At 62.8% G+C, this 18,385-nt stretch carries 17 protein-coding genes and 1 tRNA gene; 10 read left to right on the top strand and 8 right to left on the bottom strand.

Translation table 11 applies throughout. The features are described from left to right. Positions 1-124 precede the first annotated feature (124 nt). The gene (garD, locus tag AB7951_RS25870; RefSeq protein WP_120288121.1) at positions 125-1,669 is read left to right on the top strand and encodes a galactarate dehydratase; all 1,545 of its coding nucleotides are present in this window, start codon (positions 125-127) and stop codon (positions 1,667-1,669) included. Between the two features lie 169 nt (positions 1,670-1,838). Here the strand turns inward: garD and AB7951_RS25865 are convergent, their stop codons facing one another. Next, positions 1,839-3,179, bottom strand: a complete 1,341-nt coding sequence (locus AB7951_RS25865; protein WP_120287927.1) for a PQQ-dependent sugar dehydrogenase — start codon at positions 3,177-3,179, stop codon at positions 1,839-1,841. Positions 3,180-3,307: 128 nt separating this feature from the next. Between AB7951_RS25865 and AB7951_RS25860 the strand changes: the two genes are divergently transcribed. Continuing rightward, on the top strand, positions 3,308-4,360 hold the full coding sequence (locus tag AB7951_RS25860) for a hypothetical protein (RefSeq protein ID WP_120287928.1): 1,053 nt from the start codon (positions 3,308-3,310) through the stop codon (positions 4,358-4,360). 129 nt (positions 4,361-4,489) lie between these two features. Further along, on the top strand, positions 4,490-5,935 hold the full coding sequence (locus AB7951_RS25855; protein ID WP_120287929.1) for an MATE family efflux transporter: 1,446 nt from the start codon (positions 4,490-4,492) through the stop codon (positions 5,933-5,935). Positions 5,936-5,942: 7 nt separating this feature from the next. On the opposite strand, the gene AB7951_RS25850 is transcribed toward AB7951_RS25855, so the two are convergent. The 4 genes from AB7951_RS25850 to AB7951_RS25835 are packed head-to-tail and all read right to left on the bottom strand — an operon-like array spanning position 5,943 to position 8,334. Continuing rightward, the gene (locus AB7951_RS25850) at positions 5,943-6,470 is read right to left on the bottom strand and encodes a hypothetical protein (RefSeq protein WP_120287930.1); all 528 of its coding nucleotides are present in this window, start codon (positions 6,468-6,470) and stop codon (positions 5,943-5,945) included. Further along, positions 6,467-6,868, bottom strand: a complete 402-nt coding sequence (locus AB7951_RS25845) for an SRPBCC family protein (RefSeq protein WP_120287931.1) — start codon at positions 6,866-6,868, stop codon at positions 6,467-6,469. Before AB7951_RS25845 ends, AB7951_RS25850 begins: the two co-directional genes overlap by 4 nt. 35 nt (positions 6,869-6,903) lie before the next feature. Beyond that, positions 6,904-7,746 (bottom strand): helix-turn-helix domain-containing protein, encoded by an 843-nt coding sequence (locus AB7951_RS25840; RefSeq protein WP_120287932.1) that lies wholly within the window; start codon positions 7,744-7,746, stop codon positions 6,904-6,906. 9 nt (positions 7,747-7,755) lie between these two features. After that, positions 7,756-8,334, bottom strand: a complete 579-nt coding sequence (locus AB7951_RS25835; protein WP_120287933.1) for a methylated-DNA--[protein]-cysteine S-methyltransferase — start codon at positions 8,332-8,334, stop codon at positions 7,756-7,758. A 165-nt stretch (positions 8,335-8,499) separates the two neighbouring features. On the opposite strand from AB7951_RS25835, the gene AB7951_RS25830 reads away from it, so the two are divergent. Beyond that, positions 8,500-8,573, top strand: a tRNA-Gly gene (locus AB7951_RS25830). 110 nt (positions 8,574-8,683) lie between these two features. After that, entirely contained in the window at positions 8,684-9,691 is a 1,008-nt protein-coding gene (gene corA, locus AB7951_RS25825) for a magnesium/cobalt transporter CorA (protein WP_120288129.1), read from the top strand. Between the two features lie 12 nt (positions 9,692-9,703). Here the strand turns inward: corA and AB7951_RS25820 are convergent, their stop codons facing one another. Continuing rightward, positions 9,704-11,362, bottom strand: coding sequence for an FAD-binding dehydrogenase (locus AB7951_RS25820; protein WP_120288130.1), 1,659 nt, complete (start codon positions 11,360-11,362; stop codon positions 9,704-9,706). Positions 11,363-11,618: 256 nt separating this feature from the next. Between AB7951_RS25820 and AB7951_RS25815 the strand changes: the two genes are divergently transcribed. From AB7951_RS25815 to AB7951_RS25805, 3 genes are all read left to right on the top strand, one after another. Beyond that, positions 11,619-12,077, top strand: a complete 459-nt coding sequence (locus AB7951_RS25815) for a hypothetical protein (RefSeq protein ID WP_089266785.1) — start codon at positions 11,619-11,621, stop codon at positions 12,075-12,077. A 242-nt stretch (positions 12,078-12,319) separates the two neighbouring features. Next, positions 12,320-12,481: a hypothetical protein gene (locus AB7951_RS25810; protein WP_244628370.1), complete on the top strand. Its 162-nt coding sequence runs from the start codon at positions 12,320-12,322 to the stop codon at positions 12,479-12,481. A 33-nt stretch (positions 12,482-12,514) separates the two neighbouring features. After that, positions 12,515-13,108 carry an SCO family protein gene (locus AB7951_RS25805; protein WP_120288132.1) on the top strand — a complete coding sequence of 198 codons (594 nt, stop codon included), beginning with the start codon at positions 12,515-12,517 and terminating at the stop codon, positions 13,106-13,108. Here AB7951_RS25805 and AB7951_RS25800 read toward each other — a convergent pair. Continuing rightward, positions 13,099-14,979 carry a glycosyltransferase gene (locus AB7951_RS25800; protein WP_158596745.1) on the bottom strand — a complete coding sequence of 627 codons (1,881 nt, stop codon included), beginning with the start codon at positions 14,977-14,979 and terminating at the stop codon, positions 13,099-13,101. The genes AB7951_RS25805 and AB7951_RS25800 overlap by 10 nt on opposite strands. Positions 14,980-15,241: 262 nt before the next feature. On the opposite strand from AB7951_RS25800, the gene AB7951_RS25795 reads away from it, so the two are divergent. Both AB7951_RS25795 and AB7951_RS25790 read left to right on the top strand, forming a co-directional pair. Then, positions 15,242-16,072 carry a transporter substrate-binding domain-containing protein gene (locus AB7951_RS25795; protein ID WP_420882367.1) on the top strand — a complete coding sequence of 277 codons (831 nt, stop codon included), beginning with the start codon at positions 15,242-15,244 and terminating at the stop codon, positions 16,070-16,072. A gap of 72 nt (positions 16,073-16,144) precedes the next feature. After that, positions 16,145-17,788: a lysine--tRNA ligase gene (locus AB7951_RS25790; protein WP_441256086.1), complete on the top strand. Its 1,644-nt coding sequence runs from the start codon at positions 16,145-16,147 to the stop codon at positions 17,786-17,788. Between the two features lie 63 nt (positions 17,789-17,851). Here AB7951_RS25790 and AB7951_RS25785 read toward each other — a convergent pair whose 3' ends face one another. Further along, on the bottom strand, positions 17,852-18,352 hold the full coding sequence (locus tag AB7951_RS25785; RefSeq protein WP_089266926.1) for an SgcJ/EcaC family oxidoreductase: 501 nt from the start codon (positions 18,350-18,352) through the stop codon (positions 17,852-17,854). Positions 18,353-18,385 lie beyond the last annotated feature (33 nt).

Below are 18,385 nucleotides of genomic sequence, written 5' to 3'. Positions count from 1 at the left end.
CATTTCAAGGTCATCATTCGGGCTGCAGAGCGTGCCGGTCAAGTGCGCGACACCGTCATCTTTTGTGCTACTGCTCTGCTACGAGACCGGCGCGAATGCCGGCAGATTTGGGAAGGACAAGGCGATGGCCACCACGCTGGCAGCAGATGCATATGCGCCGCGCTACATCAAACTGAATGCGCGCGACAATGTCGCCATCATCGTCAATGACTTTGGCCTGCCTGCAGGCACCAGGATGACCGACGGTCTGGAGCTGCGCAATTTCGTGCCGCAGGGGCACAAGGTGGCGCTGCAAGATATCGCAAAGGATGCGCCCATCATCCGTTACGGCGAGATCATCGGCTATGCGCTGGATATGATTTCTGCCGGCGAGTGGGTCGAAGAGGCGCGCATCCATATGCCCGATGCGCCGGATCTCGACAGCCTTGAGATTGCCAATGCGGTTCCGCAACCGCAGCCGCCGCTGAACGATTACACATTCGAAGGTTTTCGCAATCGCGACGGCTCCGTCGGCGTGAAGAACATTCTCGCCATCAGCACGTCGGTGCAATGCGTCGCCGGCACGCTGGAATTTGCGCTCAAGAAGATCAAGGCCGAGCTGCTGCCGCGCTATCCGAATGTCGATGACGTGGTCGCCGTCACCCACGGCTATGGATGTGGCGTCGCCATCAATGCGCCGGATGCCTATATTCCGATCCGCACACTGCAGAACATCGCGCGCAATCCCAATTTTGGCGGCGAGGTGATGGTGGTCGGCCTCGGCTGCGAGAAGCTCGCACCGGAGCGTTTGCTGCCGAAGGACGATCCCGGCAGCATGATGCGCCTTCAGGATGAGAGCAATCAGAGCTTTGGCGACATGGTGGATACCATCATCACCATGGCAGAAGCGCGCTTGAAAATCCTGAACCAGCGCAAGCGTGAGACCTGCCCGGCTTCCGACCTCGTGATCGGCCTGCAATGCGGCGGCAGCGACGCGTTTTCCGGCGTCACCGCCAATCCGGCGCTCGGCTTCGCCAGTGATCTGCTGGTGCGCGCCGGCGCAACGGTGATGTTCTCCGAAGTCACCGAAGTGCGCGATGCTATCGAGCTGCTGACCCGGCGCGCGATCAATGCCGATGTCGGCCGCGCGCTGATACGCGAGATGGATTGGTACGATTCCTATCTGGCGCGTGGCGGCGCCGATCGCAGCGCCAATACGACGCCCGGCAACAAGAAGGGCGGTCTTGCCAATATCGTCGAGAAGTCATTGGGCTCGATCGTCAAGTCCGGCTCGAGCGCGATCAGCGGTGTGATCGGCCCGGGCGAACGCGCGACGACGAAGGGATTGCTGTTCGCGGCAACACCGGCAAGCGATTTCGTCTGCGGTACGCTGCAGCTTGCCGCCGGCATGCAGATGCAGATCTTCACCACGGGGCGCGGCACGCCCTATGGGCTGGCGCAGGCGCCGGTCATCAAGGTCTCGACGCGGACTGAACTGGCGAAACGCTGGTCGGACCTGATCGATTTCGACGCCGGCCGCATTGCGTCAGGCGAGATGACCATCGAGGAGGCCGGCTGGGAGCTGTTTCAACTGATCCTCGACGTTGCCAGCGGCCGCAAGCAGGTTTGGGCGGACAAATGGGGGCTGCACAACGATCTGGTACTGTTCAACCCCGCGCCGGTGACGTGAAGAATTTCAAGTGGGATAGGCGAAGTAATAAAAACTCGTCATGCCCGGCCTCGTGCCGGGCATCCACGTCTTGGCCATATACTCACGAAGACGTGGATGGCCGGGACATCAAGTGAAGCCCTCGCTTCGCGCTGCCCGGCCATGACGGAGCTTCGTCAGGTCTCTGGTATCACTTTAACGCTGCCGCCTTCGTGCCCGATGGCGTCACACGCCAGATCGTATTGCCGACATCGTCAGCCACCAGCAATGCGCCCTTGCTATCGATGCGCACGCCGACCGGGCGTCCCTGCGCTTCGCCACTGTCATTGAGGAAACCGGTGAGCACGTCCTGCGGCTTGCCCGATGGCTTGCCGTCGGTGAAGGGCACGAAGATCACCTTGTAGCCGCTTTGCGGGCGCCGATTCCACGAGCCGTGCTGGCCGATGAAGGCACCGTCCTTCATGCTGGCTGGAAACAGGTCTCCGGTGTTGAAGGTCAGCCCGAGTGATGCGGTATGCGCACCGAGCGCGTAATCGGGCGCGATGGCTTTGGCAACCATGTCGGGACGTGGCGGTTGCACGCGGACGTCCACGTGCTGGCCGTAATAGCTGTAGGGCCAGCCATAGAAACCGCCATCCTTCACCGAGGTCATATAGTCCGGCACGAGGTCGCTGCCGATCTCGTCGCGCTCGTTGACGGTGACCCAGAGCGCGCCGCTCTGCGGCTGCCACGACGGGCCGTTGGGGTTGCGCAGACCGGATGCGAAGACGCGTGAGGCGCCGGTCGCGCGGTCGATCTCGATCACCGCGGCGCGGTCTTTCTCGGCGTCCATGCCGTTCTCACCGACATTGCTGTTGGAGCCGACGGTTGCATAGAGTTTCGTGCCGTCGGGGCTCGCCGTGAGATCCTTGGTCCAGTGGTGATTGATCGGGCCGCCGGGCAGGTCAACCACCTTCACGGCTGGCGTCGTGATCCTGGTATCATTGGTCCTGTAGGGAAACTTCACCACGGCATCGGCATTGGCGACGAAGAATTCATCGCCCACCAGCACCATGCCGAAGGGTGAGTTGAGCCCTTCGAGAAACGCTGTCCTGGTTTCGGCGACGCCGTCGCCGTCCGCGTCGCGCAGCAGCGAAATGCGATTTGCCGTCGGCGTGCCCGCGCCAGCGTGGCCCATGACCAGTTTCATGACCCAGCCCTTGATGCCCTTGCCGTCTTCCGGCTTAGGCGGCGCATTGCTTTCTGCCACCAGCACGTCGCCATTGGGCAACACATAGACCGTACGTGGATGATCGAGGCCGCGCGCAAAAGCGTTGACCGTCATGCCGTCCGCAGCCTTCGGCTTGGCACCCTCTGGCCAGCCGACCGCCTTCGAGACATTGACGGTCGGGATCAGCGACTTGTTGGGCTCGACAAGCTTCGGCGACGGTCCGAAATCCTCGCCTGATGCGATGGTGGATTGTTCGTTGCATCCGGCCAGCGGCAGCGCCAGAGCGATGAGGCAGGCCAAAAGCAGGAATTTCTGGCGCATGGAATGTCCTTGTGACTGAAACGATCTAATGCGGCCAATGCAGGAACGTTCGACCTCCCTGCATGAATTTCATGTGAAGCTAGAGTGATGCGCGGCTATGGTCCTTCCCAACAATCAGGGAAGAAACGATGACCGGACCGACAAATACGAGCGACGAAGCCACCTGGACGCGCTGGCGTAGCGTCGCCGATCTCTATCACGCCTATTTCACCGGCCTGATCCTGACCACGGTCACGCGCCGCGGCACGGCAGACGCCGCCGAGTTCATGTTTCGGATATTCCGCCGGCAGCAGCAGGAGCGCTTTCTGCCGGGACTCGTGAAGCTCGGTCTGTCCGGCCTGCCACCCGCGGTCGCTGCGGCCCAGTATCACTATCTCTCGAACTGGATCGGCGGCGTGTCGGTCGAGTACATGGTTGAGAGCGACCGCAAGGCCTGGATCCGCTATCCGCCGCCGCGCTGGATCTGGCGCGGCACCGCGATCTGCGGCGTGCCCGGCGAAGTGTCCCGCGCGATGCTGCGCGGCTGGCACGCCAACAACGGCGTCTCGCTCGGCAATCCCCGCATGGGTTTCGTCTGCACCAAGCAGAGCGTCGATGGCCAGGATGGGCTCGAAGGCTATTACTGCGAATACGACCATGATTTGGATATCGATCAGCGTCTGGTGTTCGCGCGCCATCTGGAAGCGCCGTTGTTCGATCCCGCCAAGGCGCCGGCGCTGCCCGTCGATAGCTGGCCGAAAGCCCGGCTGGAGAAGGCCTATCGCAACTACGCCATGGAATATGTGCGGACCGCAGCGCCTGTGGCGGTTCAACTGTTCGGTCCGGTCGATGCTGGCTATTTGCTGCATCTCACCGGCAAGCTGATCGGCATGCAGTATTTCGACGAGGTCTCCGCAGGCTTCGGCTTGCAGCGCGGCGACGCCAGGGCCTTTGCGGAATTCCTCGGCGTTCTGTTCGCAGCGCAGGACGACGTCGTGGAGATCAGTACATCCGAGGGCCAGTTCGAAATCCGGCAGCAGAGCTGGAAGCTGATGGACGGCGTTGCCGACAACAATGCCGCTTGCGCGAAGGCCCTGCAGGGACTGGTTGAGGGCCTCGCCGCCGGATGCGGTCGCAATATACCCATCGCGATGACGCCGGCACGAGGTGGTGCGCTGCCGTTCATCTGGTCGGTCGGCTAGCGCCTCGACCCCTTGATACTGCAGTGCAAATCGAACATCCCCCATGCGTGTGTCGCGCATGGCATTGTCCGCGATCGGTGCTAGGAACGAGGTGTCCGGCAGGCAAGACCGGAAGCTCAGGGAGAATGCATGTCCGACGCTGTCGTCGCCGAACCCCGATTGGTCGATGCCGACAAGCAGCCGCTTCCGAGCCTGAAGGCGCCGGCCAAAAACCCCCTGCTGGATCATCCCATTCTGCCGACCATCCTGCGGTTGGCTTGGCCCAATGTCATCGCGCTGACGGCAGGCGCCGTCGTCGTTATTTTTGAGACCACCTATGTCGGTCGGCTCGGCACCGAAGCATTGGCGGCGATGGCGCTGGTGTTTCCCTTCGTGATGCTGACCATGACCATGTCCGGTGGCGCCATGGGCGGTGGCGTGTCCTCGGCCATCGCGCGCGCGCTTGGCGCCGGCGACCGCGCGCGCGCCGATACGCTGGCGGGCCATGCGCTGCTGATCGCCATCTGCTTCGGCCTCACCTTCACGGTCGGCATGCTGGCCTTCGGCTCCATGCTGCTGCAACTGCTTGGTGGCCGCGGCAATGTGCTGAGCCAGGCGCAGGGCTACATCACCGTCTTCTTCGCGGGTGGCGTGATCCCGTGGCTGCTGAATACCTTCGCGGCGATCCTGCGCGGCACCGGCAACATGAAGATGCCCTCCGCCATGCAGATGGCGGGGGCCGCCTTGCAAGTGGTTCTCGGTGGCGTGCTGGGTCTCGGCTTCGGTCCGATCCCGCAATTCGGCATGCCCGGCGTCGCGGCGGGCACGCTGATTGCATTCACGATCGGCACAGGCGTCATGGGCTGGTATGTCTTTTCCGGTCGTGCGCGAGTCCGGCCTCAGATCAAGGGCTTTCGCATTCAGCGCGGGATGTTCTTCGATATTCTGAAAGTGGGTGCCATCGCCTGTTTCAATCCGCTACAGGGCGTTCTGACTCTCCTGATTTTCACCCATATGCTGGCGCAATACGGCACCGCGGTGCTGGCCGGCTACGGCATCGGTGCGCGGCTCGAATTCATGCTGAGCACGCTGGCTTTCGCGGTGGGTATCGCCTCGGTGCCGATTGTCGGCATGGCAATCGGCGCTGGCCGCATCGCGCGTGCGCGCCGCGTGACCTGGACTGGCAGCGTGATCGCCTTCGGTGTTGTCGGTCTGCTCGGCACGCTGATCGCGATCTTCCCCGATGCCTGGGTCAATATGTTCACCAATGATGCCGGTGTGCGTGCGGCAAGCCGGACCTATCTGGCCACCTGTGCGCCAATGTATGCCTTTCTGGGGCTGTCCACGGTGGCCTATTTTGCCTCGCAGGGCGCCGCCAAGGTACTCGGCCCGGTGCTAGCGCAAACCGCGCGGCTGGCCTTCGTCAGCGTTGGAGGCTGGTGGCTGCTGTCGATCGATGCCTCGGCCACAAGCTTTTTCTGGCTCGCGGCGGCGTCCATGGTGCTGCTCGGCGTGCTGTCGGCGCTCAGCGTACTGCTGACGTCGTGGGGACCGAAGGCTGGCCCCGTGCCCGAGATTCGGCCGGAGCTCGTCTGAGCTGTTTCTAGCCGACGCGCGTCGCAGTAAATTCCACATCGCGCCGCCACGTCGCGCCGTCGTCATGCGAGGTCTCGCCGCGCCATAGAAACGAGCGCGGCGTGATCTGCGAGAAGCTCCAGCGGATCGGGCGTCCGTCATTGTCGCGGCCGAGCTGGACGATGTCGTTGCCCTGTTTGCGGCCGGTCATGGTGAGAAAATTCTGCATCACCGGATCGGTCCACTGAATCTGCCACGCATCGATGCGTGGGTCGTAGATCCGCAGCGTGCTTCCATACGAGTAGGCATTCGCTGCGGCGTCGCCGTTGCGCAACTGGCCGCGCGGCGGCACGATCCAGACATCCTGGATGGCGCGGCCTTCCAGCACCCAGCCGAAATGCCATTCGCCCTTGCGCCGTCGCTCTTTGCCGTCCGGTATATATCTGGTGACATCGAGCTCCCAGGCGCCGATCAGCCAGCCATAGAGATCCATCTGGCCGATGCGATCCGGGGCAGGGCCGTCCGCTGCGAGCGCATCGAGAAACGATGCCGTCATCGCGCGGCTTTCCCGAACTGGGTCTGCATCGCCGCCAGGCCCAGATCCATCTGCTCGCTCATGTAAGGCGCGATCTCATTCGGCAGCACGTCGGCCGTCCAGACAAACCGGCAGCGCGCATCGCCATCGGCAAACACCTGCGCTGACGCGCTGTGCTGGCTGATACGTTCGCTGACGATGGCATAGACGAGGCGCTGCCGGTCGTGATCGCAGGTGACCAGTATTTCGCGTGCGACGGACCCATTGGCGAACGTCACGATACGCGCGTCGCCGTCCAGCTTTGTGTCGGTGACGAACCCCGGCACCAGCCTTGTGTGCAGCGCGCCGAAGTCGGCCAGTGCGGACCAGACATCGTCTGCCGGTGCGCCGAGGAAAATCTCTTTGTGAATCGATGCCATGCTGTGCCTCCCGGTTGATCAGGACGGCAAGCTACTCAGCGCACGGCCAGCCGTTCTTGGAAAATCTTGCGGTCGCCTCGGGAAGCCTGTCGAAATGCGCGGGGCGAGACGCCGGCAGCGCGATGGAAGTTGCGCACGAAATTCGAGAGATCGCCGAAGCCGACATCGAAGGCGATGTCGGTGATGGCGCGGTCTTTCTCGACCAGCAGGTTTGCAGCCCGCCGCAGCCGCGCGCGCACCAGATACTGGTGCGGTGTCACGCCCAGCACATTCCTGAACAGACGCAGGAAATGAAACGGACTCAATCCGGCCTGACGGGCGGCCGCATCGAGATCGATCTCGTCGCTGGCATGGGCGTCGATCCACAGCGCGGCCTCGACCGCGCGCCGGCGATCCCGTGCATTGCCGCTCACACGCCTGCGCGGCTCGCCCGAGACGATGTCGACAAAACGCGCGGCAAACGCATGACCGATCTCATCGAGTCCGAGATCGCTGTGGGCACCAGCACTTGCCTGCGCGAGTTCGCCGAGTACCATCAATTCGGCGCGTGGCGCGACAGCGCCTTGCTGCCAGATGGTCCTGGCATCGCCGATCGTCTCGACCAGTTCGGGTGCGAAGGCGAAGGACAGGCATTCGTCGCCGCAGCCATGATGCTCGTGATGGCAGGTATATTCGTCGCCGGGGTGTCCGATCAGCAGCGCGCCGGCGATCAGTTCGTGCGATTGCCCGCGGCAGCGACAGCCGAAACTGCCCTTGCGAACATAGGAGAGCGAATGGCCGGCGTGCTGTTCGGAAAACGGCTGGTCGTCCGGACCCGCCGTACAGCGATAGTCCGTGACGGTGATCGCGTTGCTCTGGAACAGTGTTGTTGCCTGCATGGCCTGAATTTAGCCCTGCGGGCGCGGTGGGGCAACCGACAGCAGGGCATCGAACAGGGTGGTCGTCCGGCCGGCCAGCGCGCCCTCGATCGAGAGCAGCCGCGACTTGGTGATGATGCCGCCATTGCCGGCAAAGCCGCTGGTCTGGCCCGCAACGGCCAATGCGCGGTGGCATGGCACGAGGATCGCAAACGGATTGCGCGCGATGGCTTGCCCGACCGAATAGACCGCACCGCTGGCGCCGAGCTTTGCTGCGATCTCCGCATGGGTGCGGGTTTCGCCACGCGGGATCATCCGGATCGCCTCGTAGACGCGGCAATTGAACAGCGGCAGGCCATGCATGTCGACGGGGATATCGACGAGGTCGACGGCTTGGCCGCGCAGCAGCGCAACGATGCCCTCGATGGCGTAGTCGACATCGGTCGGCGGCCGGAATTCGCGCGCATCGGGAAATTGCTGCAGCAGGCGGCGCCGGGTCTCGATCTCGCGCGCTTCCGGCAACTGCACGCCAACAATGCCGGCGTGGCCCCATGCGATACCGCATCGGCCCACCGACGTGTCGAAGGTTGTGTATCCGTGCCCAGCCATCCCGAAGGTGATGTTAACAGGCGAATTGAAACCGTCATCTGGAATCTTTGAGCGGTTACCTGTGGAAGGGCGCGGCCGGGTGTGCGGCGCAAGGAACTGTAACCGGCTGCCATCAATCCGCTTGGCGGATCGGCCGGTCTCGGCTAGATCAGATGGCGCGACGATGCGGGCGTAGTTCAATGGTAGAACGGCAGCTTCCCAAGCTGCATACGAGGGTTCGATTCCCTCCGTCCGCTCCAGCCCCCTCATTCATTCCAGATGGTCGGTGCCGCATGGCGATTGAACGGTTTGGCATTCCCGCCGTTCTTCAAAGGCGCCCGTTGCTGTTCGCACAACACAAGGTTCTTGCATGACGTTTCCCCTCTCAGCTGCAACCGCCGGCAATGTGCCCGGTGTTGTCGCCTCCAGCGTCTATGCCAATGGCCGCCGTGTTGCGGATATCCCCGTCGAAGAGGCGGGGGTCTGGGCGCAGAAGCAGGGCCATGTCGTCTGGATCGGACTGTTTGAACCGTCTCTTGAACTGCTCGAGAAACTGCGCGCGCAATTCGATCTGCATCCGCTCGCCATCGAGGACGCGCTGAAGTCGCATCAGCATCCCAAGGTGGAGCAGTATGGCGAAGCGCTCTTCATCGTCGCGCGAACGGCGCAACTGGTCGATCAGACGGTTGCTTTCGGCGAGACGCATATCTTCTTGGGCAAAGGTTACGTCGTGTCCGTGCGCCATGGCGCCTCGACGTCCTATGCGTCTGTCCGCGAGCGGTGCGAGGCTTGCCCGACCAACCTGACGCACGGCGAAGACTACATCCTCTACGCAATTCTCGATTTCATCGTCGACAACTATCGTCCAGTCATCGAATCCATCCTGTCAGAGATCGACGAGCTCGAGGATGGTGTCCTGCACCGCATGCTGACGCGGACCGAATTCGAGCGGCTCTACAAGCTGCGCCGCGAGCTGTTGCGCCTTCGTCGCGCGGTCGGGCCGCTGGTCGATGTCTGTCACCGACTCGAACATATCGATATCCTGTTCATCGACGATGACATGAAGCCGCTGTTCCGCGACGTGCTGGATCACGTCAAACGCGCGGAAGAAGATATCGATTCGCTGCGCGAAGTGCTGGCCTTTGCCTTTGAAGCCAGCTTGATGTCAGGGCAGTCGCAGCAAACCGAAATTACCCGCAGACTTGCGGCCTGGGCGGCGATCCTGGCGGTGCCGACGGCGATTGCCGGAATCTACGGCATGAATTTCGAACATATGCCGGAGCTGAAATGGGCTTACGGCTATTATGTCGTGCTGGGCGGCATCGCCGCGATCTGCGGTTACCTGTACACCCGCTTCAAGCGCAACGGATGGCTGTGATCGACGAAGCGATCACCCCACCGCCTTCGCCGCCGATCGTCCTGCTGTCCGGCCCGTGAACAGGCAGCCGCCCAAGAACGTACCTTCCAGCGAGCGATAGCCGTGCATGCCGCCGCCGCCGAAGCCGGCGGCTTCGCCGACCGCGTAGAGGCCGGGCATGATCTGGCCGTTGCTGCCGAACACGCGCGAGTCCAGATCGGTCTCGAAACCGCCCAGCGTCTTGCGCGTCAGGATGTTCAGCCGCACGGCGATCAGCGGGCCCTGCGCGGGATCGAGAATGCGATGCGGCTTCGCGGTGCGGATCAGGCGGTCGCCGATATATTTGCGCGCATTGTGGATGTTCATCACCTGCGTATCCTTGACGTAGGGATTGGCCATGGTGCGGTCACGCGCCTCGATCTGCGTCCGGATCTCGTCGAGCTTCAGCAGATTGTCGCCGGTCAGCGCATTCATGGCGCTGACGAGGTCGTCGAGATTGTCGCGCACCACGAAGTCGATGCCGTGATCCTTGAAGGCTTCAACCGGCGCCGGCGCGCCCTTGTTGGTGGCGCGGCGCGCGGTCATCAGCCAGCTCTTGCCGGTGAGGTCCGGGTTCTGCTCGGAGCCCGAGAGCGCAAATTCTTTCTTGATGATCGCCTGTGTCAGCACGAACCATGAGTAATCGTATCCGGTGGACTGAATATATTGCAGTTGGCCGAGCGTATCGGAGCCGGGAAACAGCGGCGCCGGCAGCCGCTTGCCGGTGGCGTCGAACCACATCGACGAGGGGCCCGGCAGAATGCGTATGCCGTGTTTCGGCCAGATCGGATTCCAGTTTTCGATACCCTCGACATAGTGCCACATGCGGTCGCGATTGATCAGCCGCGCACCGGCGGCTTCCGTGATGCCCATCATGCGGCCGTCGACATGGGCGGGCACGCCGGAGATCATGCGCGTCGGCGGTTCGCCGAGGCGCTTCGGCCAGTTTTGCCGCACCAGATCATGATTGCCGCCGATGCCGCCGGAGGCGACGATCACGGCTTGCGCACGCAGCGAGAAGTCGCCGATCACGTTGCGCGAACTGCTTTCGCCGCGCTCGGTGTTGGATGGTTCGAGAATCGCGCCGCTCACGCCATCGACAGTTCCGTTGGTGACGCTGAGCGCATCGACGCGGTGGCGGAACCTGAAGCTCAGCAGGCCCTTCTTCTGTGCCTCGCGCGCACGCCGCTCGAACGGCTCGACGATGCCCGGTCCGGTGCCCCAGGTGACATGAAAGCGCGGAACCGAATTGCCATGGCCCATCGCGTCATAGCCGCCGCGCTCGGCCCAGCCGACCACGGGAAACACGCGGTGGCCCATGGCGCGCAGCCAGTCGCGTTTCTCGCCGGCGGCGAAAGCGACATAGGCTTCGGCCCAGCGCCGTGGCCACAGGTCCTCATCGCGATCGAAGCCGGCCGTGCCCTGCCAGTCCTGCATCGCCAGGTCATGGGAGTCTTTGATGCCAAGGCGCCGCTGTTCCGGCGAGTCGACGAAGAACAAACCGCCGAACGACCAGAACGCCTGGCCGCCGAGATTCTGCTCGCCTTCCTGATCGACCACGACAACGCGCTTGCCGGCGTCGGCAATTTCCGTAGCCGCGACAAGGCCCGCGAGTCCGCCGCCGACGACGATGACATCCGCATCAACGGCCATACTGTTTCCCCCATTTTGTTAATGGAGATTGAAGTCGGCGCGGGAACTTTGGTCAACGGAAATTGCGCGCGAAGGGCGGCGCTGTTTCAGATTGATACCGCGACGGAACGAGGTGCATCCCGCGCGCAACACTCGATTTGAATCGCATTGGAAGCGTCATGCTCGTCTGGACAAAGCCACGATCTGGCAACACGCTGATCATGCCCTGCATCACCAGGGCGCTCAGATTCGGGATCGACAGGTTTTGGGGCTGGACATGAAGTTCGTTACGGGTTTGCTGGCGGCGGTCTTGCTGTTCGCGGGCGTCGGGGCAAGTCACGCGGTGGTTCGCATCGCGGATGATCGTGGCGGACGGATCGGAACCTATGTCGACAGATATCAGGGATTGCGCACTTCCGGCGAAACCGTGATCATCGATGGCTTGTGCGCCTCGGCCTGCACGATCGTGCTCGGCGCGGTTCCGCGTGACCGGATCTGCGTCACTTCCAATGCCAATCTCGGCTTTCATGCGGCCTGGGACATGGGCGCCAATGGTCGCGCGGTGACCAACCCGGAAGCCACCCAGATGTTGTATTCGATGTATCCGACGCAGATCCGGCGCTGGATCTCCAAACGCGGCGGACTGAAGACGCAGATGATCTTCCTGCGCGGTCGCCAGCTGATGGGCATGTACAAGCCCTGTTACATGGATGCCCACGCCTCCAGCGCGCGCTAGAGCGTTTTCGAGCGAAGTGGATGCCGGTTCGCGTCAAGAAAACGCGTCAGAACAAAAAGCTAAAGGCCGATCTGGTTTTTATTCCATCAGCATGACGTGATGCCCTGCGGCGCCGGGAGCGCTTGCCCGCGCCGTCATCTCAGCCTATCTGGAACCTGGATGGCGGGCTCTTGAATGATCTCGGGCCTTCGCCGTTCTGAGATCGTCTGATGGTGCAGCCTTTATTGACGCCTAAGAGCCCGATGCCCGCGTCCGAGCCGCCGTCACGGCTTGCGTCGGTCATTGTCGCATCGGCCGCTGCGTTCGCAGCGCTCCTTCTGGTGGGTGCAATCGGGCTGTGGGCACATTACGGCACGGCCGTATTTTTCGAGATGATCAAGACCGGCATCGCCGCCTGCATGTGATCGGCTGCCAAAGGGCAATTCAGGGAACATTCCATGACTGATCGAACCACCCGGCCGCTGGTCATTATTGCTGCCTTCGCCGGCAGCCTCGCGGCGGGATTGCTGGTCGTGCTGTGGCTGACGGGCGGTTTCCGCAATGTCGCCGCACCGGCCTCGATCGGCGGTCCGTTCCAGCTCACCGATCAGTCCGGCCAGACCGTCACCGAGCAGAGCCTGAAGGGCAAGCCGACGCTGGTCTTCTTCGGCTTCACCCATTGCCCGGACATCTGCCCGACCTCGCTGTTCGAAATGTCGGAAGTGCTGCGCGCGATGGGCAAGGACGCCGATCGTATCAATACCTATTTCGTCTCGGTCGATCCCGAGCGCGATACGGCACCGATCATGAAGGAATATCTGTCGAGCTTCGATCCGCATCTGAAGGGTTTGACCGGTACGCCTGATGCGGTGGCGAAGGTGATTTCCGGCTACCGCGTCTATGCCAAGAAGGTGCCGACCAAGGACGGTGACTATACGATGGATCACACCGCGCTGATCTATCTGATGGACAAGGACGGCAATTTCGTCGCGCCGTTCAACCTCAAGCGCAAGCCGGAAGAAGCGGCCACGGATCTCAAGCGCTATCTCTGAGGTCGACCGCGGCTCGCTGCCATCGTTCCGGTCCGATGCACGAGGCCGTGCTCGGTCTTTTCCCAGTGATGGCGCCGGGTCCAGAATTGCCACAGGGCGCGCCAGGTCGCGATCGAGAGACATCCCCAATAAATCGGCGTCAGGGCCAGGATCCAGCCATCGCGCAGGCGGCCACGGCGCATCAGGCCGGTAAGGCCCAGGACGCAGGTCGCGATGAAGCCGCAGGCGATGGCCAGCACGTGCAGTGACGACAACCGGTCGCCAAGCAGCAGGGTACTATCGGCAAGCAGCAGGCAGGCGATAAGTTTGACGACCAGCACCGTAAAAGCCAGCGACGTCAGGATATTGCCGCCGAAGACGATGTTGAGTGCGAGGAATCCCCGCGCGCCGGCTTGGTCCCACAGTTTTCGGGGATCGCGCATATGCACGGCCCAGGTCTGCATCCAGCCCTTCATCCAGCGTGAGCGTTGTCGCAGCCACGCGCCGAACGCGATCGGTGCTTCCTCAAGCGTGACCGATGGAATGGTCACCGAGCGATAGCCCAGCCGCGCCAGGCGGATCCCGAGGTCGGCATCTTCCGTGACGTTATAGGCGTCCCAGCCGCCGATGCGGCGCAAGGTGTCCGTGCGGAAATGATTGGAGGTGCCGCCAAGGGGCAGTGGCATGCCCAATGCGACCAGCCCGGGCAGGAAGACCGCGAACAGCCCGGCATATTCGACTGCCGCCATGCGCGACAGCAGGCTGTGCGTCAGATTGTCGAAATGCAGCCCAGCCTGAACGCAGGCGACGTCGTCGTTGTGCTGGCGAAACATGCCGAGCGCGGCGCGCAATTGGCCGGGGTCGGGATCGTCTTCGGCATCGAACACCGTCAGAAAGCTGCCGCGGACGAAGGGAAGTGCAACATTCAGCGCCTTCGGCTTGGTTTTCGGACCCGTCGCCTGTGCGATCAGGACTTGAACCTGCGGCCCCGGCCGGGCTCTGGCAACGGCGGCGCGGGTCCGCAGATCGTCGGGCTCAAGCACCAGAATGATGTCGAGTTTTTCGGAGGGATAGTCGAGCCTTTGCAGGGATCGCAACAGACCCGGAACGGACGTTTCCTCGCGATAGAGCGCGACGACCACTGAGTAGATCGGTAGTTGGTCGTCGCGCAAAGGCGGAAACCGTTGCTCCGGTTGCGGCGGCACCAGCACGCAAGTCAGCCTGAGAAGCGAAAAGGCGAGAAACCAGATCGCCGCCAGGCCGCCGATCAGATCCATCGCCAGCGTCGGATACAGAAGCGCGAGAACCGCGCATACCAGCAGCAGAATCGCTGGCTGCAATCCTCTGCGCCAACCGATGATCGACTTGGCCGACATGGCAGGTCGCGTCTGCAGCAGGCCTTCGGCGGCGATATCCGAAAGCGCGTCGCCGGTCTGCTCGGTCAGATATTGATGCAGGTGATGCCGCGTGGTCAGCCGAATGCGCGCGATCAGCGATGGATATGTGGTGGAGAAACGTGTCAGGCGTCGTGCTGTAAAAGCACGCGGCGCGACGACCCAGTTGAGTGTGTCATTCTCCTGGAGGGGCAGGATGCCGAACTCTGCGATCTCCGGAAGATCGGCATCAGCCAGGGGGCAGTGAGCGCGCCCGACTGTCGAGAGATCGTCGAAGCCGATGCCAAGGTGGCGGGCCAGATGCGCGACATACGTCTCCTCGGTGATCACGCCCCATTGGATCAGGATCTGATCGGCGCCGAGATTGAGCTCGCGACTCCGTCGCTCCGCGGCGTGCAGAAGCGGGACCGGGAGTATGCCGCGCAGGCAGTCGAGTTCGCTGGCTGGTTCCGCGCGCCGGTCCGACCCGTCTCGCTCCGGCATGGGGAAGGAGGTCATCCTGCCGATCGGCAGAGGAGGAGAGCGTAGCGCGGCGGCCGGCTGGCGCGAAACGCGCGGCCGATGACCCCGGGAAGATTGCTGCACCCCCATGCAACGCCCTCACACCACAAACGCTACTCGCGTCTCGCGCCGGATGGTCTATAAGACCGCGATCCGGAAGCACCCTATGCAACCACAGATGGTTAATTCCCGCAACCAAATACCGCTGATGAAGTGTCGCGCAACTGCGCTGACCCTTGGCGCTTTGCTGGCCGCATGGATGTCGCTGTTTTCGGTCGCACCGGCTTCGGCGCAGACGTCGGCTCCGGCTGTGAGCCAGCCCGGTCCACAGGCCGTGCCGGGCTTCTGGGATCCGCGTCGCCGTCCGGACCGGCCGGACCTGTCGCGCATCACCGTGATCCGCTTCCTGACCGAGACCGACTATCCGCCGTTCAACTTCACAGGTCCCGACGGCAATCCGGCGGGCTTCAACGTCGATCTCGCGCGTCTTCTCTGCGAGGAGATCAGGGTCACTTGCACGGTGCAGATGCGCCGTTTCGAGACGCTGCTCGATGCCATCTCCAGCAATCGCGGCGATGCCATCATTGCCTCCATGGCGGTGACGCCGCAGATCCGAGCCCGCGTCGATTTCACCGATCCCTATTACCGTGCGCCGGCGCGCTTCGTGGCCCGCAAGAATGCGGTGATGCCGGAGATCCGCCCGGAATATCTCGAAGGCAAGAAGGTCGGCGTGATCGCGGGCTCGACCCACGAGGCCTATCTCAAGGCGATGTTCACCGACGCCGTGCTGGTGCCTTTCCCGAGCGACGATGCGCTACGCCAGGCGCTGAAACGCAGCGAGGTCGATTTCATCTTCGGCGATGCGATCTCGTTTGCCTTCTGGATCAACGGCAGCGATTCCGCCGATTGTTGCGCCTTCAGCGGCGGGCCCTTCATCGAAAGCCGTTTTTTCGGTGAGGGCATCGGCATCGCCGTCCGCAAGGGCAACGACACGCTGCGCCAGGCGCTGAACTGGGCCCTGTTCCGGGTCTGGGAGAAAGGCCGCTACACTGATTTGTGGCTGCGTTATTTCTCGGTCAGCCCGTTCTGAATTTTCTCATCCCGCGGTTTGGCATTTCGGTGCGGAGCCGCTAGGTTCCGCGGCCCGGAGGCCCAAAACACGATGTCCACGCTAGACCCCACCATGAGCCCGAGCGAGCTGCGCGCGCTCGCCGAGACTTCCAACGCCTGGCCGTTCGAGCAGGCGAAGGCGCTGGTGGCACGTCTGAAGAAAACGCCGAAAGATGAAGTGCTGTTCGAGACCGGCTACGGTCCGTCGGGCCTGCCGCATATCGGCACCTTCGGCGAGGTCGCGCGCACGACCATGGTGCGCCATGCCTTCCGCGTACTCACCGAGGACAAGATCAAGACCCGGCTGATCGCCTTCTCGGACGATATGGACGGTCTGCGCAAGGTGCCGGACAATGTGCCGAACAAGGACATGCTCGCCGGGCATCTCGGCAAGCCGCTGACGCGGGTGCCGGATCCGTTCTCGAACGAATATCCCTCCTTCGGCGCGGCCAACAATGCACGGCTGCGCGTTTTCCTGGATCAGTTCGGCTTCGGCTACGAATTCGCTTCGTCGACCGACTACTACACATCCGGCCGGTTCGACGCGACGCTGCTGAAGATGCTCGCAGTCTATGACAGGGTCATGGACATCATCCTGCCGACCCTCGGCCCGGATCGCCGCGCGACCTATTCGCCGTTCCTCCCCATTAGCAAGACAACGGGTGTGGTGCTGCAGGTGCCGATGATCCGGCGCGACGTGGCTGCCGGCACCGTCACCTATGTCGATCCTGACACTGACGAAGAAGTCACGACGCCGGTCACCGGCGGCAATGTGAAGTGCCAGTGGAAGGCCGACTGGGCGATGCGCTGGGCGGCGCTCGGCATCGACTATGAAATGGCCGGCAAGGATCTCATCGATTCCGTAAAGCTGTCCGGCAAGATCTGCGCTGCGCTTGGCGGCACGCCGCCGGAAGGCTTCAACTATGAGCTCTTCCTCGACGACAAGGGCGGCAAGATTTCGAAGTCGAAGGGCAATGGCCTGACCATCGACGAATGGCTGCGCTATGCCTCGCCGGAATCGCTGTCACTGTTCATGTATCGCGAGCCGAAGGCGGCCAAGCGGCTGTTCTTCGACGTGATCCCACGCAATGTCGACGAATACCAGCAGTTCGTCGAAGGCTATGCGAAGCAGGATCCCAAGCAGCGCCTGTCCAATCCGGCCTGGCACATCCATGCCGGCGCCCCGCCGGTGGCGGATATGCCGGTCACGTTCCAGCTGCTGCTGACGCTGGTGTCGTCGTCGAACGCCGAGAATGCGGAAACCCTATGGGGCTTCATCCGGCGTTATCGGCCGGGCGTCTCCGCGGCAACGCATCCGCGGCTCGACGCGATGGTCGGCTATGCCATCAACTACTATCGGGATTTCGTGGCGCCGACCAAGACGTTCCGCGAGCCCACTGATGTCGAGCGCGTGGCGTTGCAGGATCTGCGCGATGCGCTGTCGCAACTGTCGGCAGAAGCCACGCCGGAAGATATCCAGAACGCGGTCTATGAGATCGGCCGCCGCGAGCCGTTCCTTGATCACAAGAAGCTCGCCAAGGATGGCCGGCCCGGGGTCTCGCTCGACTGGTTCAACATGCTGTACCAGGTGCTGCTCGGCCAGGAGAAGGGCCCGCGCTTCGGGTCCTTCGTCGCGGTCTATGGCGTGCAGAATGCGATCAACATGATCGACGGCGCGCTGGCGCGCTCGGCCTGAGGCTTACAGCCAACGAAACGTCAAAGGCGCGCTTCCTGACGGAGCGCGCCTTTTTCTTGATGCCTATTTTGGCGCTGCTGCCGGCGTGACAGGCTCCGGCATTGCCGACGAGTGGTGATGCGCGATCAGCCATTTCTTGTCGCGGTAGACATAGACATAGCTGTAGCGGGCCTTGACGATTTGCGTATCGCTGGGGGATTTTCCGGACAGTGTGAAGGTGTAGGTGCCGACGTCGGATGCCATGTTGCAGCCGATCTTGACGGTGCGCGTGTCGATCTTGCCTTGCGGGTGCTTCTTCAGAAAATCCACGAAGTAGCTCTGGATCGACGCGCTGTCGGTGCGCGGCGTGTTCGACACCGTCGGCAGCAGCACCGCGTCCGAGGCGTAATTGGCGGTGACCTTGGCGGGGTCGAGCGTTGCGAGCGAGGCATTCCAGCGGTCGAATAGCGCTTCGATCTGCTTTGTCGTGACGACCGCGCAGGTCATGGGCTTCGCATGTGCGAGAGAACCTGCGCTAACGAGGGCCAGCGCGATCGCGCCGGCAACGATTGTTCTGGTTTTCATGGCGCCACCGAAGGTTGCGAGTTTCGGATAGGG

It is taken from the genome of Tardiphaga sp. 285_C5_N1_2 (assembly GCF_052076065.1).
Lineage (GTDB): Bacteria > Pseudomonadota > Alphaproteobacteria > Rhizobiales > Xanthobacteraceae > Tardiphaga > Tardiphaga robiniae.
This window is presented reverse-complemented; position numbering and strand designations above follow the sequence as displayed.